This is a genomic window from Bradyrhizobium sp. 44 (genome assembly GCF_023073095.1).
In the GTDB taxonomy this organism is placed as follows: domain Bacteria; phylum Pseudomonadota; class Alphaproteobacteria; order Rhizobiales; family Xanthobacteraceae; genus Bradyrhizobium.
Map to the genome: position 1 here is coordinate 960,150 of NZ_JADPIY010000016.1, position 14,566 is coordinate 974,715.

Genomic DNA, 14,566 nt, shown 5'->3' on the forward strand with positions numbered 1-14,566 from the left:
CAGCTGGAGGACATCATGGGTCGGACGTCAACACTTCTGCTCTCCGCCGCCGCAACCGTGCTCGCCGGCACGGTGCCGGCGCTCTCGGCCTGGCAGCCGCAAAAGCCGATCGAGTTCGTGGCGACCGCGGGACCCGGCGGCGGCACCGACAATCTCGCGCGCGCCGTGCAGAACATCATCACCAAGCACAAGCTGGTGGAGCAGCCGATCGTCGTCGTCAACAAGGGCGGCGGCAGCGGAGCGGAAGGCTATGTCTACGGCAAGGCATCCGCCGGCGATCCCTACAAGGTGATCTTCGGCACGTCGAATGCCTGGCAGCAGCCGCTCGTCTCCAAGGTCGCCTTCAACTACACCGATCTCACTGCCATCGCGGCAATGGCGCAGGACGAGTTCCTGCTCTGGGTCAAGCAGGACGCGCCCTACAAGACGGCGGGCGACTATCTGAAGGCGGCCGCATCGGGCGAATTCAAGATGGGCGGCGCGCAGTCGAAGGATACCGACGAGGTGCTGACCCGCATGATCGAGAAGGCCGGCCACATCAAGCTGACCTACATCCCCTTCAAAAGCGGGGCCGAGACTGCCGTGCAGCTCGCCGGCGGACACCTCGACTCCCACGTCAACAATCCCAGCGAAAGCATCGGGCAATGGCGCGGTGGGACGCAACGGCCGCTTTGCGTTTTCAGCCCGAAGAGGCTGCCGCAGGGCGCCAAGGTCACCGCGACCGAAGGCTGGGGCGACGTTCCGACGTGCGTCGAGCAGGGTCTCGACATCAAGCAATATGAGCAGCCGCGGACGGTGTGGCTTCCCGGCAAGGTCACCCCGGACCAGGCCGCGTTCTATGTCGACCTGATGAAGAAGGTGCAGGCGACACCGGACTGGAAGGATTACATCGAGAAAACCTCCCAGGTCGACACGTTCCTGACCGGCGCCGATTTCGACAAGTTCATCAAGGAGGACCTCGAGCACGTCAAGCAGGTCGCGGGCGAGCAGGGCTGGTTGGTCAAGTGAGGCGGCGCAAGCCTCCAACCCCTCCGTCGTCCCGGCCTAGTGCGCAATTGCGCACTAGGCCGGGACGACACCGAGCGTTGGGGAACATGCGTGCCATAGCCGGCCATTGTACTTAGCCTGACCGGAGCCTCCCATGATATCGCGCCGTGCCCTCGAACTTGCGACCGCAATCCTCACCGGCAGCTTTGGTGTGGCCGTCGTTGTCTCCAGCCTCGATAACGGTATCGGCTGGTCGAGCGCGGGCGTGGACGCCGGCACGTTCCCGTTCCTGACCGGCATCATCATCTTGCTTGGAAGTCTCTACAATCTGGTGCGCGGTTTGATGCCGGTTACGTCACTGGCGAATGTCCCCATCGCGATCACGTCGATTGAGTTGCGCCGCCTTGCCGGCCTGTTCGTGCCGGCGGCAATTTTTGTGGCTGCGATCCCGTTGGCCGGGATGTACGTCGCCTCAGCCCTGTACATCTTCGCGGTGCTGGCGATCCCCCGACAACAATCCGTGCCGCGCGCGCTTGGCATGGCGGCGGCGACGGCGCTCGCGCTCTACATCGTGTTCGAGCGCATGTTCCAGGTGAGCTTGCCGCACGGCGCGCTCGCCGCGGCCTTCGGCTTCTGACGGAGAGGCCGATGGACAATCTCCAGGAACTCCTTCACGGCTTTAGCATCGCGATCACGCTGCCGCATCTGGCACTGATGGTGATCGGCGTGCTGCTCGGCATTCTTGTCGGCGTGCTGCCCGGGCTGGGTGCTCCGAACGGGGTGTCGCTGCTGCTGCCGCTGACCTTCGGCATGCAGCCGGTCTCTGCCATCATCCTGCTCTCCAGCATGTATTGGGGCGCGTTGTTCGGGGGATCCGTGACCTCGATCCTGTTCAACATCCCGGGCGAGCCGTCGTCTGTCGCCACCACCTTCGACGGCTACCCGATGGCGCGCGACGGCCGTCCGACCACGGCCCTCGCCACTGCCTTCGGCTCGGCGGCGTTCGGCGCGCTGATCGGCGTCATCCTCATCACCTTCCTCGCATCATGGGTGGCGCAGGTCGCACTCGCCTTCGGGCCGGCGGAATATTTCGCGGTCTATTTCCTGGCCTTCGCCAGCTTCGTCGGCATGGGCGGGACGGCGCCGATCAAGACCGTCGTCGCGCTGGCGATCGGCTTCGCCATTGCCGCCATCGGCATCGACACCGTTTCCGGCAGCGTGCGTCTCACCATGGGCGTCGACGAACTGGTCAAGGGCGTGAACTTCGTTGTCGCGGTGATGGGGCTGTTCGGCATTGGCGAGCTGCTCGTCGCCGTCGAAGAGGAGTTTCATGCCCGCGCGGTCTCGTCGAAGATAGAGTGGCGCGAGGTATTTCGCGCGATCGGCCGCCTGCCGCGGCATAGTGTGGCACTGCTGCGCAGCGCGGCCATCGGATGCTGGATGGGGATCACGCCAGGCGGCCCGACCGCGGCATCCTTCATGAGCTACGGCATCGCCCGCCGCTTCTCGCGCCGCGGTCGATATTTCGGCACCGGAGAGGTCGAGGGCATCATCTCGCCGGAGACGGCCGATCATGCCGCCGGCACCAGCGCGCTTCTGCCCATGCTCTCGCTCGGCATTCCCGGCTCGGCCACTGCGGCCGTCATGATGGGCGGGCTGATGATCTGGGGCCTCAATCCCGGGCCGATGCTGTTCGTGGACCAGAAGGACTTCGTCTGGGGCCTGATTGCCTCGATGTACGTCGGCAACATCGTCGCCGTCGTGCTGGTGCTGCTGACCGTGCCGGTCTTCGCCGCCCTGATGCGGATTCCCTTCGTGATCATCGCGCCGCTGATCGTGATCATCTGCGTCGTCGGCGCCTATTCGGTGTCGAACTCCTATCTCGATGTCGTCATGATGCTCGGCTTCGGCATCGTCGGCTACCTCTTCAAGAAGCTGTTCTATCCGCTGGCGCCGCTCGTACTCGCGATCGTCATCGGCGACAAGGCCGAGGATGCGTTTCGGCAGTCGATGCTGATGTCCAAGGGATCGCTCGGGATATTCTTCGCCAACAAGCTCGTGACGTGCCTGATCGTGGCCGGCATCGTGCTGTTGCTGCTCCCGCTCGTGCTGCAGCTTGCGCGCCTGGTGCGCAAGCCTGCGCCGTCCGCTGACGAGATTACAGCCCAAGAGAGAGCTCAAGAGACCGCTCGGGAGAAAGTGATCATATGACCGCACAGCCGCTCATTGCATTGGCAATGGGAGATCCCGCCGGCATCAGCCCGGAATTGACCGCCAAGCTCGTGGTGCAGGACGACATCCGCGCGCGTAGCCGGATCGTCGTGATCGGCGACCGCCGCATCTTCGACGAAGGCGCGCGCATTGCCGGCGTCAAGCCGGAGCTGACAACAGTGGAGCAGGGGGCCGATCTGCGCGCGGCGGAGGGCGAGACGCTGTTCGTCGATCTTGGGCACCTCGATCCCGGCGGCGTCCAACAGGGGGTCGCGAGCCTCGCCGGCGGCAGGTTCGCGCTTGCCAACTACAAGCAGGCGCTCGAGCTCGGCCGCGACGGCCGGGTCGATGCCGTCTGCTTCACGCCGTTCAACAAGCAGGCGATGCGGCTGGCCCGCGCCGAGTATGACGACGAGATCGCGTTCTCCGCGGAAGTGGTCGGGCTCAAAACCCCCGCAAGCGAGTTCAACGTGCTGGACCGGCTCTGGAACGCCCGCGTGACGTCCCATATCCCGCTCAAGGACGTCGCCGCGCGACTGTCCGGCGAGCGCATCCATCGCGCGCTCAAGCTGACCGATGCCTGCATGCGCAATGCCGGCTTCGCCCGGCCGCGCATCGCGGTCGCCGGTCTCAATCCGCATGCCGGCGACGGCGGCAATTTCGGCCGTGAGGAGATCGATGTCATCGCGCCCGTGGTCGCGGCCGGCCAGCGCGAGGGCATTGCCGCCGAGGGGCCGTTCCCGGCCGACACGGTGTTCCTGCGCGCCAAGGGCGGCGCCTTCGATGCGGTGCTGACGATGTATCATGACCAGGGCCAGATCGCGATGAAGCTGATGGGCTTTGATCGCGGCGTGACGTTGCTCGGCGGCTTTCCGTTCCCGATCTGCACGCCCGCCCACGGCACCGCCTATGACATCGCGGGCCAGGGCATTGCATCAATCGGTGCCAGCCGCGCCGCGGTGTTGCTCGCCGCGGAGATGGCCGCTCCGCGAGCCACCTGATTACACGCGATGACCTGGCGTTACTTCGCGACAGGCGTCACGAGCTCCTTGTCAGCAGTATCCACGACAAAGACCGCCAACAGCTTCGCGGGCTCGGTGTCGCTGGCATTGGCGCTGACGGCGTGGCGGTCGCCGGGCTTTTCAGAAAAGTTCTCTCCCTTGTGATAAACCTTGGCAGGCTCGTCATTGACCTGGCTGCGGATCGCTCCTTCCAGGATTGTGGCATAGATGAATGCGGAGCGCGGGTGCATGTGGGCGGGCGAGGAGCCTCCTGGGCCGTACTCGACCAGCACGCCCTTCATGCTCTTGCCGGGGACGTTGGGCAGCGCCTGGTCGAACACGACGGTCACCTTGGCCGTGGGTGTCGCCGTCTCGGCGGCATGGGCCGTCAGGAATGATGCGGCATAAACAGCGGTTGCGATCAGCAATCTGCGCATGGGAGTCTCCTCAAAGTTTCGCGAGCCAGGTTGCGAGCGACGTTTTCCCGAGCCGCGCCTCGCCGAGAGGGTTCAGCGACGTGTCGTCGATGGGAGCGCCGTAGTACGGCGCCCTTGGGTCTCCCACCACCGGTCGAGCGTCGCCGGACGCCTTCAGGCGCCGTGCGATGAAGTCATTGAAGGGCGCCTTCTCAGGTCCTGCGATATCGATGGTGCCGTTGAGCGGCTGGCCCATTGCGACCTCCGCGAGGTGATCGGCGACGTCCTCGGCGGCGATCGGCTGAAACAATGCCGAGGGAACGACGATCCGGCCATCGGCCGCACCCATATCGCCGATGGCGCCGAGGAATTCGAAGAACTGGGTGGCGCGGACGATCGAGTAGGGGACCGGAGATGCCTTGACGATGGTCTCCTGCGCCAGCTTGGCCCGAAAATACGCGATGTCGGGCGAACGCTCGGTCCCGACGATCGAGAGCGCCACATGATGCTTCACGGCCGCAGCCGCCTCGGTCGCGGCGAGGTTCTTGCTCGAACGCTCGAAGAATTCGAGCACGGCGGCGGGCTCCCACGACGGCGCGTTGGCAACGTCGACCACGACATCCGCGCCCGCCAGCACTGCTGCGAGGCCTTCTCCGGTGACGGCGTTCACGCCCGATTTCGGCGAAGCCGCGACGGCGTCGTGGCCTTGTTGCTTGAGCTTCGCTACGAGCTTGGATCCGATCAACCCGGTCCCGCCGATCACGACGATCTTCATGGCATATCTCCTCGGGGCGTTGCGGGCGCGAGCGTTTCAGGGTCGACGGCGCGCGCGTCGCGAAAGCGATGAGGCCACTCTTACCGGGGAAATGGGGCAGGCTCTTGCCTGTAACCGGCCCGCCTTGTCCAAAAATGCTGAAGACGTCTGTCGGATCGCCGATAGATAAAGTTGCATATCGAAATCATCCGACGCGCGGAGCGCACCGCTGATGCCGGCATCCGCCAGCGGCGCTCGCTAGATTGCAGCGCGTCCTTGTTGGTGTTCGGTCACAGACGGCATTCGCACCACGCAGCGGAACCCGACATGGCTGGTCGAGGTGTCGACCGGTTCGGCGTGCCGCGCGGCCGGGCGATATCGGCGGCAATAATTCGGCGCGCAGAGGTGCGAGCCGCCCTTGAGGACCTTGCGCGGAATCTGGATGTCGGGGAGGCGCGGGTCGTAACTTGTGTGCTCACCGCCGCCGCGAGGATTCTTGGGGATGCAGCAGGGTTTTGCGGCGTCGGCGGCGTGCTTTGACGACCACCAGTCGGAGGTCCACTCCCAGACATTGCCGATCATGTCGTAGAGGCCGTAGCCGTTCGGCGGGAAGGCCATGACCGGCGAGGTACGCTCGTACCCATCCTCGCCGAGATTCTGGACGGGGAAGTTGCCCTGCCAGATATTGGCCATGTGCTTGCCGCCCGGCATCAGCGCGTCGCCCCAGGCGTATTCCTCCGCCTCGAGGCCGCCACGCGCCGCGAACTCCCACTCCGCCTCCGTCGGCAAGTCCTTGCCGGCCCAGCGGGCATACGCTGCCGCATCGCTGAAGGAGACGTGGACGACGGGATGGTCGTCGAGGTCCTTGATGTTGCTGCCGGGACCATAGGGATGGCGCCAGCTGGCGCCGCGCAGGAAAGTCCACCACTGGCTCCAGTCGGTGAGATCGGTGATGTGCGGCAGCGGGGAGAACACTAGCGATCCCGCGTAGAGCATCTCCGCCAGCGCGCCTGGATAGTCCTTCGGATCGGGAACGACCTGCGCCTCGGTGACATGGCCGGTTGCGTTGACGAACTGCTTGAACTGCCGGTTGGTCACGGGCGTGCGGTCAATCCAGAAGCCGTCGACAGCGACGCGATGGCTCGGCGCCTCCTCGGGATAATGATGGTCCGAACCCATGCGAAAGGTTCCGCCGGGAATGAAGACCATCTCGCCGCTCTTCAAATCATCCGGCAACCACTCGCAGTGATCCAGATCCGCTCGCAACATGGTGGAAGCTCCGATACGCGCATTCCACCCGATGCTACTGCGCCAACTCTGGGAGACTTCGACGATAGCTCTTTGCCCTGCTCATTAGACGCATTGTCTGGTCCCCTCTTTTTGGCGCTCGGGGGAGAGGCGGACGCTTGCGTTGCGTCAACATCTCTTTCCTTTGCACGCACGTCTTGAGCACACGGCAAATCCATGCCGCATGCGCTCTGCCATCCGCAGAGCGTGTCCGCTCATCTCGCTAAGGTTGCAAACGGTATCCGAAGATTGGACGGCTGTGATGTGCAGTTTGTGCCAGTCTGCGCAGGCAGTTGGTGAGATCTAATGTCCCATGCCGCAAATCCCTCAATCGAAGGCATTTCACGCGCAAATCTTGCAACAAATGCGGCGATGATTTGCTCAAAAACGCGAAGTCGGCTTGTCGCACCCACCTCGCGTTGTGGTGGTATTTCGCTGCTGCCTGCCGCAGAATTGTCGCGCTTCAGTAACAGGGTACAGCCATGGGGCAATTCCTTCTGGTTGATTCGCGCAAGCTGGACGGTTTCGAAGGACTTCAGCAGGCCGTCCACGGCTCGCATGTCGATGTGATGCAACTCGGCCGCGGTCGGTTGCGCGGAACATTATCCCATGTCGGCATCGGCGACTTCTCGCTCAGCATTGGTGCGTTCAACGTTGGCATGCGCACGCAGCGGGTTTCCAGCGACGACAGACTGATCATCGGGATGCTGCTCGCGGCCGAAGAGCGCGTCGCCCACTGGTCGTTCGACATGCAGCTCAACGATGTGCTCGTCATTCCGCCGCGGCTCGAACATGACGGTGTTTTTCATGGCGGCTCCGCCTACGCCGCCATGCGGTTCGACCTCAACGAGGTCGCGACGCTGTTCGGCCGAGAAGCGCGCCTGAGCGACCCCGATACCTGGCGCAGCCGCGGTCATTTCCGCGCGCACATCGAGACCGGCGCGATCGCCTCGCGCCGCCTGGTCCGGATCATGTCGCACCTGCGCGACAACAAATATGGGCTGATGCCATCAACTGCCGATTTCTGGAAACGATCGATTGCCGAATGCATGGCTGCCAACGTCGCGTCGTCGCTGCCACCCGACGGCAATGGCTGGCTCCCTTCCGCGCGACGGCTGATCCGCAAGGTCGAGGAGTTTCTCGACGACGCCGGCACCCGTCCGGTGCACGTGTCGGAAATTTGCGGGACGCTCGGCGTATCGCGGCGGACCCTCCACCGCGCCTTTCAGGAGGTATTCGGTCTCGGTCCGGCCAGCTTCCTCAGGCACAAGCGTCTCTGCGCTGTTCACTCCATCCTGCACCAGAGCGCACCCGGTTCGACCACCGTGACAGCCGTCGCCATGCAACAGGGCTTTTACGAGCTCGGCCGGTTCTCGCAATATTACCTTGCAATGTTCGGGGAGCGTCCGTCGCAAACGCTTGGAATTACAACGCTGCAGCCAGTCGAAGACGACATCGCCAGAGCCTAGCGCTCTGGGTCCGGACCGCGAACGGTGCCATGATCGCATGCATGCCGGCGTTTTGCCCGCGTCAAACGGCGAAAAAACCGTCATGAAAACAACCAGATGGCTACTGTGCATGGGGTTGTTTTCACGGTTTTGAGTTGGACAGGCAGGCCGCCTCCCGCTTCACGCCCCGCAGACGATCACGCCGTACCAGCCCAGCCCGCGATAGGTCTCGTAGCCGGGCGTCGCATGGAACGCGACCAGCGTGCCGGAGCGGTCCTGATAGAAGCCGGAGCGCCGACCGTCCAGCGACAGCGAGATGCGTTCGCTGAGAATGCCTTGTCCGTCGGAAGCGGCGATCACGCGAAGATTGGAGTCGACCAGCAGCACGCGCGCCTTGTCGCTGTCGCCGACGCGCACGCCTTGCACGATGGCGCGGGCCTGTGCCTCCCAGTCGAAATGGATGGCGAGCACCCCGATCGGCGCTCCGTTGGCCTGGCCGCCGGCGCGGACGCTGGCGCAATAGGTCGCGACCTGGGCATTGCCAAGCAGCGGCTGGTTCTCGACGTCGCCCGCGACATAGTCGTCGCCGGAGCGCAGGGTCTTGGCCTCGCGAAACCATTTGGTGTGGGCGACGTTCTGGCCCACGACGCGAAAGCGGTCGGCGCGCCCGTTGGCGATGACGTTGCCCTCGAGATCGCAGAGCCAGAGGTCGAGATAGACGGTGTAGGCGCCCAAGATCACGCCGAGACGCTGCGAGGCATGGGACACGGCCGCGGCGTCGGGCGAGGCCGCGCAATCGACCAACGCTGAATCGGTCGCCCACCAGCGCACGTCGCAGGTCCGTTCATAGAGGTTGCGGTCGATCAGCTCGATGGCATTGAGCGACAGGTCGACCATGCGCTCGCCGCGCGAGCGCTGGCTCATCCGGTCGATCGAGGAGACGAGATCGCCGGTTCGTTTCGTCAATTGGCTTTCGAGCTCGCGGGCGATGGTCTCGACCTGCTGGCCGACGCCGCGGACCTCCTGCGCCACCACGGCGAAGCCCGCGCCCTGCGCGCCGGCGCGCGAGCTTTCGATCAGCGCATTCAGCGCCAGCATCTTCATCTGGTTGGTGATCTGCTGGATCGCCTTGGTCTTGTCGACCGCGATCTGGTTGACCTCCGCCGTGAGCCGGTTGATCAGCGCGGAGATATCGGAATCATCATCAGCGGGTTCATTTGCGATCGGCTTGGCTTTGAGACCCAGCGCAGCAGACATCGGGGGCTTCCCTTGGCAATGAGGTCTGATCTGCAACGAACCCGGAACAATCACTGACAGATCGAATACGATTCTTTTTCGAAGATTCCGCCTAACGCCTGCTTAATTTGCTGTTTTGCGGAATGCTCAAATGATAGTCAGTCCGCGTAGCAAAACGGCAATCCACCGCTTTGTGCCGCGCGGACGTTGCAAATCCCGGGGGATTGCGGGCCAATCGTCCCGTCGGCCGGACGATGCAATACTTCCGGCTCCCAGGTTCCTCAAACCGACCGTTGTTCATGACGCCGCCCGCCACCACCTTGCCCGTCGAAGCGCCCCAGGCATTCCTGGGGGTGGCGCGCTCGCTCACTGACAAGCTTTGGCGCGACCGGCTGGATGCGCGCGGGGCGGCGAAAGCGCTTGCCATCGTGCAGCGCCACCAACTGCCCGAGCTGCTGGCGCGGGTGCTGGCAGGCCGCGGTGTCGACAGTGATGCCGTTGTCGATTTCCTCGATCCAACCATCCGCAAGCTTCTGCCGGACCCGTTCACGGTCACGGAGATGGAAGCCGCCGCGAAGCGGATCGCGGATGCCGCGGCGAACGGTGAGAAGGTCGCGATCTTCGGCGACTACGATGTCGACGGCGCGACCTCGGCGGCGCTGCTGACCTGGCATCTGCGCCATTGCGGGCTTGACCCGCTGATCCACATTCCCGACCGCATCTTCGAGGGCTACGGGCCCAACACGGAAGCCGTGCGTGCGCTGGCCGCAAAGGGCGCCACCCTGCTCGTCACCGTCGATTGCGGCACCACCAGCATCGAGCCGCTCGCCGAAGCAAAACGTCTCGGCATGTCCGTCGTCGTGATCGATCATCATCAGGCCGGCACGGAGTTGCCGGAGGTCGACGCGCTGGTTAATCCGAACCGGCTCGACGATCTCTCCGGCCTCGGCCATCTCGCCGCCGTCGGCCTGGTGCTGGTGACGCTGGTCGCGGTCAATCGCGAATTACGCCAGCGCGGCTTCTGGAATGCGGAGATGCCCGAGCCTGACCTGCTCGGCATGCTGCATCACGTTGCGCTCGGCACGGTTGCCGATGTCGCGCCGCTGATCGGTCTCAACCGCGCGTTCGTCGCCAAAGGCCTGATCGCGATGCGGCGGCGCGACCATGTCGGCCACACCGCGCTGATGGACGTGGCGCGGCTCAACGGCCCGCCGGAGGCCTGGCATCTCGGCTTCATGCTGGGACCGCGCATCAATGCCGGCGGCCGCATCGGCCGGGCCGATCTCGGCGTGCGGCTGCTTTTGGAGGGTGACAGCGTCGAGGCCGCGCGGATCGCCGCCGAACTCGACCGCCTCAACAGCGAGCGCCGTATTATCGAGCAGGCCGCCGAAGCGCAGGCCGAAGCCGAGGCGCTCGCCTCGATCGGACTCGAGGACAAGATCGGCGTGATCGTGACGGCCTCCGAAGGCTGGCATCCCGGAGTGGTCGGTCTCGTTGCGTCCCGGTTGAAGGAGAAGTTCTCGCGGCCCGCCTTCGCGATCGCGCTGGAGCCTGGCGGCATCGGCACCGGCTCCGGCCGCTCGATTGCCGGCGTCGATCTCGGCAAGGCCGTGCGCCAGGCGGTCACCGACGGCATTCTGCTCAAGGGCGGCGGCCATGCGATGGCTGCGGGCGTCACGTTGCGGAAGGAAAAGCTCGCCGAATTTCGCGCCTATCTCGAGCATGCGCTGGCGCGCGACGTTGCCGAGGCGCGCCACGTCAACGAGCTCTACATCGACGGCGCGGTCTCCGCGCGCGCCGTGACGACCGAGCTTGCAACGACGCTCAACCGCGCAGGTCCCTTTGGCAGCGGCAATCCGGAAGTCGTGTTGGCGCTGCCGGCACACCAGCTCGTCTATGCCGACGAGGTGGGACAGGCGCATTTGAGGCTACGCTTCAAGTCGGGCGACGGCGCCATCGTCAACGGCATCGCGTTTCGTTCGATCGGACAGAAGCTTGGCAACGCGCTCGTTGCCAATCGCGGCCAGCAACTGCATGTCGCGGGATCATTGTCGGTCGATCGCTACCAGGGCGCCGAGCGTGTGCAATTCCGGGTCATGGATGTCGCGCTACCCGACCAGGGACCATCCATGATTAGATAGGCCCGGCAAACAACAAAAAACGAATAGAAAAAAGGGAGTGAGCATGGCAGGGCAGGTTGAGGGTAAAGTGGCGCTGGTGACGGGCGGCGCCTCCGGCATCGGCGAGGCCGTCGTCGAGCTGTTCGCGCGCGAGGGCGCCACCGTCATCGCCACCGACATCGACGAGCTACGCGGCCCCGAGCTCGCTGATCGCATCACCAAGGCTGGCGGCAAGGCGATTTTCCTGGAGCAGGACGTCACCAGCGAAGAGCGATGGATCGAGATCGCAGCCGAGATCGCGAAGCGCTTTGGCCGGCTCGATATTCTCGTCTCCAACGCCGGCATCGGCATTGCCGTGCCCTCGATCGTCGACATGACGCTCAGCGACTGGCGCAAGCAGAACGCGATCAACCTCGACGGCGTCTTTCTCTCGGTCAAGCATTGCCTACCGTTGATGCGCAAGACCGGCGGCGGCTCGATCGTCATGATGTCCTCGCTCGCGGGCCTGCGCGGCGCGCCCGGGCTGTCGGCCTATTCGGCGACCAAGGGCGGCGTGCGGCTGTTCGCAAAGTCGATCGCAATGGAGTGCGCGGCGGCCTGTGACGGCATCCGCGTCAACTCCGTCCATCCCGGCATCATCGACACGCCGATCTGGGGCAAGATCCCGACCGGCGCGACCGGCAACCAGGGCAACGCGCCGATCGACCCAGACGAGCGTGCGCGCGTCGTCACGCCGCTCGGCCGCGCCGGCCAGGCTGGTGAGATCGCCTCCGGCGTGCTGTATCTGGCCTCCGATGCCTCGCGCTACGTCACCGGCAGCGAGCTCGTCATCGACGGCGGCATGAATGCCGGCGGCGTGCCGCGACGGCAATAGCCCGCCGCGCGGGCTGCGAAGGGCAGGGTGGCGCCCGCGGGGGCTGACGCGCAGGCGTCGGACCTGTACAACGCGGGCGTCTTCCGGCCGACAGAGGTGTCCTTCCGCCATGGCGCACAGCCTTCACTCTTCGTCATCTACGCCAGCAACGTTCCGCTCGAACCGTCCGGACCTCGTCACCGACGCGATCCGCAGCGCGCGCGAGGATCTTGCCGCCTGCTTCCGCATGGCTGCGCGCAACGGCTTTGAGGAGGGCATCTGCAACCACTTCTCGGCCGTGGTGCCGGGCCATGACGATCTCTTCCTGGTCAACCCTTACGGCTACGCCTTCCGCGAGCTGACCGCGTCAAAACTGCTGATCTGCGATTTCCACGGCAACGTGCTCGACGGCGAGGGCGTGCCCGAGGCGACCGCGTTCTACATCCATGCCGAGATGCACAAGCGCCTGCCGCGCGCCAAGGTCGCCTTCCACACCCACATGCCCTACGCCACGGCGCTGTCGATGACCGAGGGTGATCCGCTGATCTGGGCCGGCCAGACCGCGCTGAAATTCTACGGTCGCACGGCCGTGGACCGCGACTACAACGGCCTCGCGCTCGACAACCGCGAAGGCGCGCGCATCGCGTCCAGCGTTGGGAATGCCGATATCATCTTCATGAAGCATCACGGCGTGATGGTGCTGGCACCGACCATCGCGGACGCCTGGGACGATCTCTACTATCTCGAACGCGCCGCCGAGGTGCAGGTGCTGGCGATGTCGACGGGCCGGAAAGTGCTGCCGGTCGATCCCGCGATTGCGGCCGAGACCTACAAGCAGATGCGCGAGGGCGATTCCGAATCCGCCCGGCTGCATCTTGCGGCGATCCGTCGCCAGCTCGATGCGGAAGAGCCGCAGTACCGACATTGAGGCGCGTTACGACCCCTGGCGCAGCTTCGCCAGCACCTTCAGCCCGCCATAGCCATCGGCAGGTGTGATCCCCGCGCGCTGCTGAAAATCCTTGATTGCCTTCATGGTGTCGTTCCCGACACGGCCGTCGGTGCCGCCGGTGTCGAAACCGGCCTTCGTCAACCGCGTTTGCATCTCCTGCACTTCTGCGAGGGTCAGCGCGCGCTCGGAGCCGGGGAATGGCTGGATAAAAGGCGGGGCGCCGAGGCAGCGGTCGCCGAGATGACAGATCGCCAGCGCATAGTTCATCGAGGGATTGTAGCTCTTCACCGCGTTGAAATTCGGCCCCAGCAGAAACGTCGGCCCGCCCGCAACCGGGGTCCACATTTGCGCGGATGCGGAGGGTTGCGGGAACGGCTGGCCGTCGGCACGGGTGACGCCGGCTGCCTGCCAAGCCGCATAGGTCCGGCTGCCGCTCATCTCACCGGGCGTGCGCACCTCGTAGCCCCAATGCTCGCCGCGGTGCCATTTGCCGCGATTGACGAGATATTTTGCGGTCGAGCCCAGCGCGTCGTCGGGCTTGCCGAACGGCGACACCTTGCCGTCGCCATCGTAGTCGATGCCGACATTGAGCCAGACCTCCGGCATCCATTGCGAATGCCCCATCGCGCCGGCCCAGGATCCCTGCATCTGCTCCGGCGTGCTCCAGCCCTTGTCGACGATGCGTAGCGCGTTGATCAGCTCGGTCTCCCAATAGGCTTTGCGCCGCGGCTCGTTCCAGGCGAGGGCGGCGAGCGAGGGAAACACCGGCGTCATGTGGTTCTGCTGCACCAGCGGATCGCCGTAGGCGGACTCGACGCCCCACAGCGCCAGCAGCGTGCCGCGCTCGACGCCGAAATCGCGCTCGATGCGTGCGAGCAGCGCCTCGTTGTTCTTCAGGGCGATCTTGCCGTTGATGATACGCCAGTCGGAGACGCGACGGTTGATGTATTGCCAGACCTGCTCATGGAATTCGGGCTGGTTGCGCATCTGCTTGAACACGCTCATGTCGGGCTCGACCCGCGCCATCGCGCGCTGCCAAGTCGCGGCCGAAATGCCTTTCGCCATGGCACGGGCGCGAAAACCCTCACGCCATTCCTCGAAGCCTGGAGGCGCGGCCAGGATGCGCGTTGGGACTGCGACGAGTGCGGCTGCGCCGAGCGTGGATCGAAGCAGAGCGCGGCGGCTACGAGAGGCTATGGAATCAGCGTGTTTCATGGACCCATTCTAGCGGGAAACATGGTGGCTGTGACCAGTTCCTGGAACTGCAGGAACAGACGCGGGCCCGCGTTCCCCGGAACAAACTG

13 protein-coding genes are annotated in these 14,566 nt (G+C 64.9%); 8 read left to right on the forward strand and 5 right to left on the reverse strand.

The window, feature by feature from the left end; all coding sequences use genetic code 11:
- Positions 1-15 precede the first annotated feature (15 nt).
- The 4 genes from IVB41_RS21120 to IVB41_RS21135 all read left to right on the forward strand — a co-directional run bounded on the left by IVB41_RS21120 (position 16) and on the right by IVB41_RS21135 (position 4,199).
- Positions 16-1,008 carry a tripartite tricarboxylate transporter substrate binding protein gene (locus IVB41_RS21120; RefSeq protein WP_247434484.1) on the forward strand — a complete coding sequence of 331 codons (993 nt, stop codon included), beginning with the start codon at positions 16-18 and terminating at the stop codon, positions 1,006-1,008.
- Between the two features lie 133 nt (positions 1,009-1,141).
- Complete coding sequence (locus tag IVB41_RS21125; protein WP_247434487.1) at positions 1,142-1,624, forward strand: tripartite tricarboxylate transporter TctB family protein; 483 nt, start codon at positions 1,142-1,144, stop codon at positions 1,622-1,624.
- Between the two features lie 11 nt (positions 1,625-1,635).
- Positions 1,636-3,198 carry a tripartite tricarboxylate transporter permease gene (locus IVB41_RS21130; protein WP_027569892.1) on the forward strand — a complete coding sequence of 521 codons (1,563 nt, stop codon included), beginning with the start codon at positions 1,636-1,638 and terminating at the stop codon, positions 3,196-3,198.
- On the forward strand, positions 3,195-4,199 hold the full coding sequence (locus IVB41_RS21135) for a 4-hydroxythreonine-4-phosphate dehydrogenase PdxA (RefSeq protein WP_247434490.1): 1,005 nt from the start codon (positions 3,195-3,197) through the stop codon (positions 4,197-4,199). Before IVB41_RS21130 ends, IVB41_RS21135 begins: the two co-directional genes overlap by 4 nt.
- 20 nt (positions 4,200-4,219) lie before the next feature.
- On the opposite strand, the gene IVB41_RS21140 is transcribed toward IVB41_RS21135, so the two are convergent.
- The 3 genes from IVB41_RS21140 to IVB41_RS21150 form a co-directional block, all read right to left on the reverse strand.
- A complete protein-coding gene (locus IVB41_RS21140; protein WP_027569894.1) occupies positions 4,220-4,636 on the reverse strand; it encodes a cupin domain-containing protein in 417 nt (138 codons plus the stop codon).
- 10 nt (positions 4,637-4,646) lie between these two features.
- A complete protein-coding gene (locus IVB41_RS21145) occupies positions 4,647-5,390 on the reverse strand; it encodes an SDR family oxidoreductase (RefSeq protein ID WP_247286172.1) in 744 nt (247 codons plus the stop codon).
- A gap of 237 nt (positions 5,391-5,627) precedes the next feature.
- Complete coding sequence (locus IVB41_RS21150; RefSeq protein WP_247434493.1) at positions 5,628-6,638, reverse strand: formylglycine-generating enzyme family protein; 1,011 nt, start codon at positions 6,636-6,638, stop codon at positions 5,628-5,630.
- A gap of 500 nt (positions 6,639-7,138) precedes the next feature.
- On the opposite strand from IVB41_RS21150, the gene IVB41_RS21155 reads away from it, so the two are divergent.
- Complete coding sequence (locus IVB41_RS21155; RefSeq protein ID WP_247434496.1) at positions 7,139-8,125, forward strand: helix-turn-helix domain-containing protein; 987 nt, start codon at positions 7,139-7,141, stop codon at positions 8,123-8,125.
- A gap of 159 nt (positions 8,126-8,284) precedes the next feature.
- Here IVB41_RS21155 and IVB41_RS21160 read toward each other — a convergent pair whose 3' ends face one another.
- Entirely contained in the window at positions 8,285-9,361 is a 1,077-nt protein-coding gene (locus tag IVB41_RS21160) for a methyl-accepting chemotaxis protein (protein ID WP_247434499.1), read from the reverse strand.
- 278 nt (positions 9,362-9,639) lie between these two features.
- On the opposite strand from IVB41_RS21160, the gene recJ reads away from it, so the two are divergent.
- From recJ to IVB41_RS21175, 3 genes are all read left to right on the forward strand, one after another.
- On the forward strand, positions 9,640-11,481 hold the full coding sequence (gene recJ / locus IVB41_RS21165; protein ID WP_247434502.1) for a single-stranded-DNA-specific exonuclease RecJ: 1,842 nt from the start codon (positions 9,640-9,642) through the stop codon (positions 11,479-11,481).
- Between the two features lie 43 nt (positions 11,482-11,524).
- The gene (locus IVB41_RS21170; RefSeq protein WP_247434505.1) at positions 11,525-12,334 is read left to right on the forward strand and encodes an SDR family NAD(P)-dependent oxidoreductase; all 810 of its coding nucleotides are present in this window, start codon (positions 11,525-11,527) and stop codon (positions 12,332-12,334) included.
- 109 nt (positions 12,335-12,443) lie between these two features.
- Positions 12,444-13,241, forward strand: a complete 798-nt coding sequence (locus IVB41_RS21175; RefSeq protein ID WP_027569901.1) for an aldolase — start codon at positions 12,444-12,446, stop codon at positions 13,239-13,241.
- 6 nt (positions 13,242-13,247) lie between these two features.
- Here the strand turns inward: IVB41_RS21175 and IVB41_RS21180 are convergent, their stop codons facing one another.
- A complete protein-coding gene (locus IVB41_RS21180) occupies positions 13,248-14,477 on the reverse strand; it encodes a lytic murein transglycosylase (RefSeq protein WP_247434508.1) in 1,230 nt (409 codons plus the stop codon).
- Positions 14,478-14,566: the final 89 nt, after the last annotated feature.

Bases quoted from the DNA above. Each gene is read 5' to 3' on its own strand.
- IVB41_RS21120 (WP_247434484.1), top strand. From the start codon at position 16: ATGGGTCGGACGTCAACACTTCTGCTCTCCGCCGCCGCAACCGTGCTC.
- IVB41_RS21125 (WP_247434487.1), top strand. From the start codon at position 1,142: ATGATATCGCGCCGTGCCCTCGAACTTGCGACCGCAATCCTCACCGGC.
- IVB41_RS21130 (WP_027569892.1), top strand. From the start codon at position 1,636: ATGGACAATCTCCAGGAACTCCTTCACGGCTTTAGCATCGCGATCACG.
- IVB41_RS21135 (WP_247434490.1), top strand. From the start codon at position 3,195: ATGACCGCACAGCCGCTCATTGCATTGGCAATGGGAGATCCCGCCGGC.
- IVB41_RS21140 (WP_027569894.1), bottom strand. From the start codon at position 4,636: ATGCGCAGATTGCTGATCGCAACCGCTGTTTATGCCGCATCATTCCTG.
- IVB41_RS21145 (WP_247286172.1), bottom strand. From the start codon at position 5,390: ATGAAGATCGTCGTGATCGGCGGGACCGGGTTGATCGGATCCAAGCTC.
- IVB41_RS21150 (WP_247434493.1), bottom strand. From the start codon at position 6,638: ATGTTGCGAGCGGATCTGGATCACTGCGAGTGGTTGCCGGATGATTTG.
- IVB41_RS21155 (WP_247434496.1), top strand. From the start codon at position 7,139: ATGGGGCAATTCCTTCTGGTTGATTCGCGCAAGCTGGACGGTTTCGAA.
- IVB41_RS21160 (WP_247434499.1), bottom strand. From the start codon at position 9,361: ATGTCTGCTGCGCTGGGTCTCAAAGCCAAGCCGATCGCAAATGAACCC.
- recJ (WP_247434502.1), top strand. From the start codon at position 9,640: ATGACGCCGCCCGCCACCACCTTGCCCGTCGAAGCGCCCCAGGCATTC.
- IVB41_RS21170 (WP_247434505.1), top strand. From the start codon at position 11,525: ATGGCAGGGCAGGTTGAGGGTAAAGTGGCGCTGGTGACGGGCGGCGCC.
- IVB41_RS21175 (WP_027569901.1), top strand. From the start codon at position 12,444: ATGGCGCACAGCCTTCACTCTTCGTCATCTACGCCAGCAACGTTCCGC.
- IVB41_RS21180 (WP_247434508.1), bottom strand. From the start codon at position 14,477: ATGAAACACGCTGATTCCATAGCCTCTCGTAGCCGCCGCGCTCTGCTT.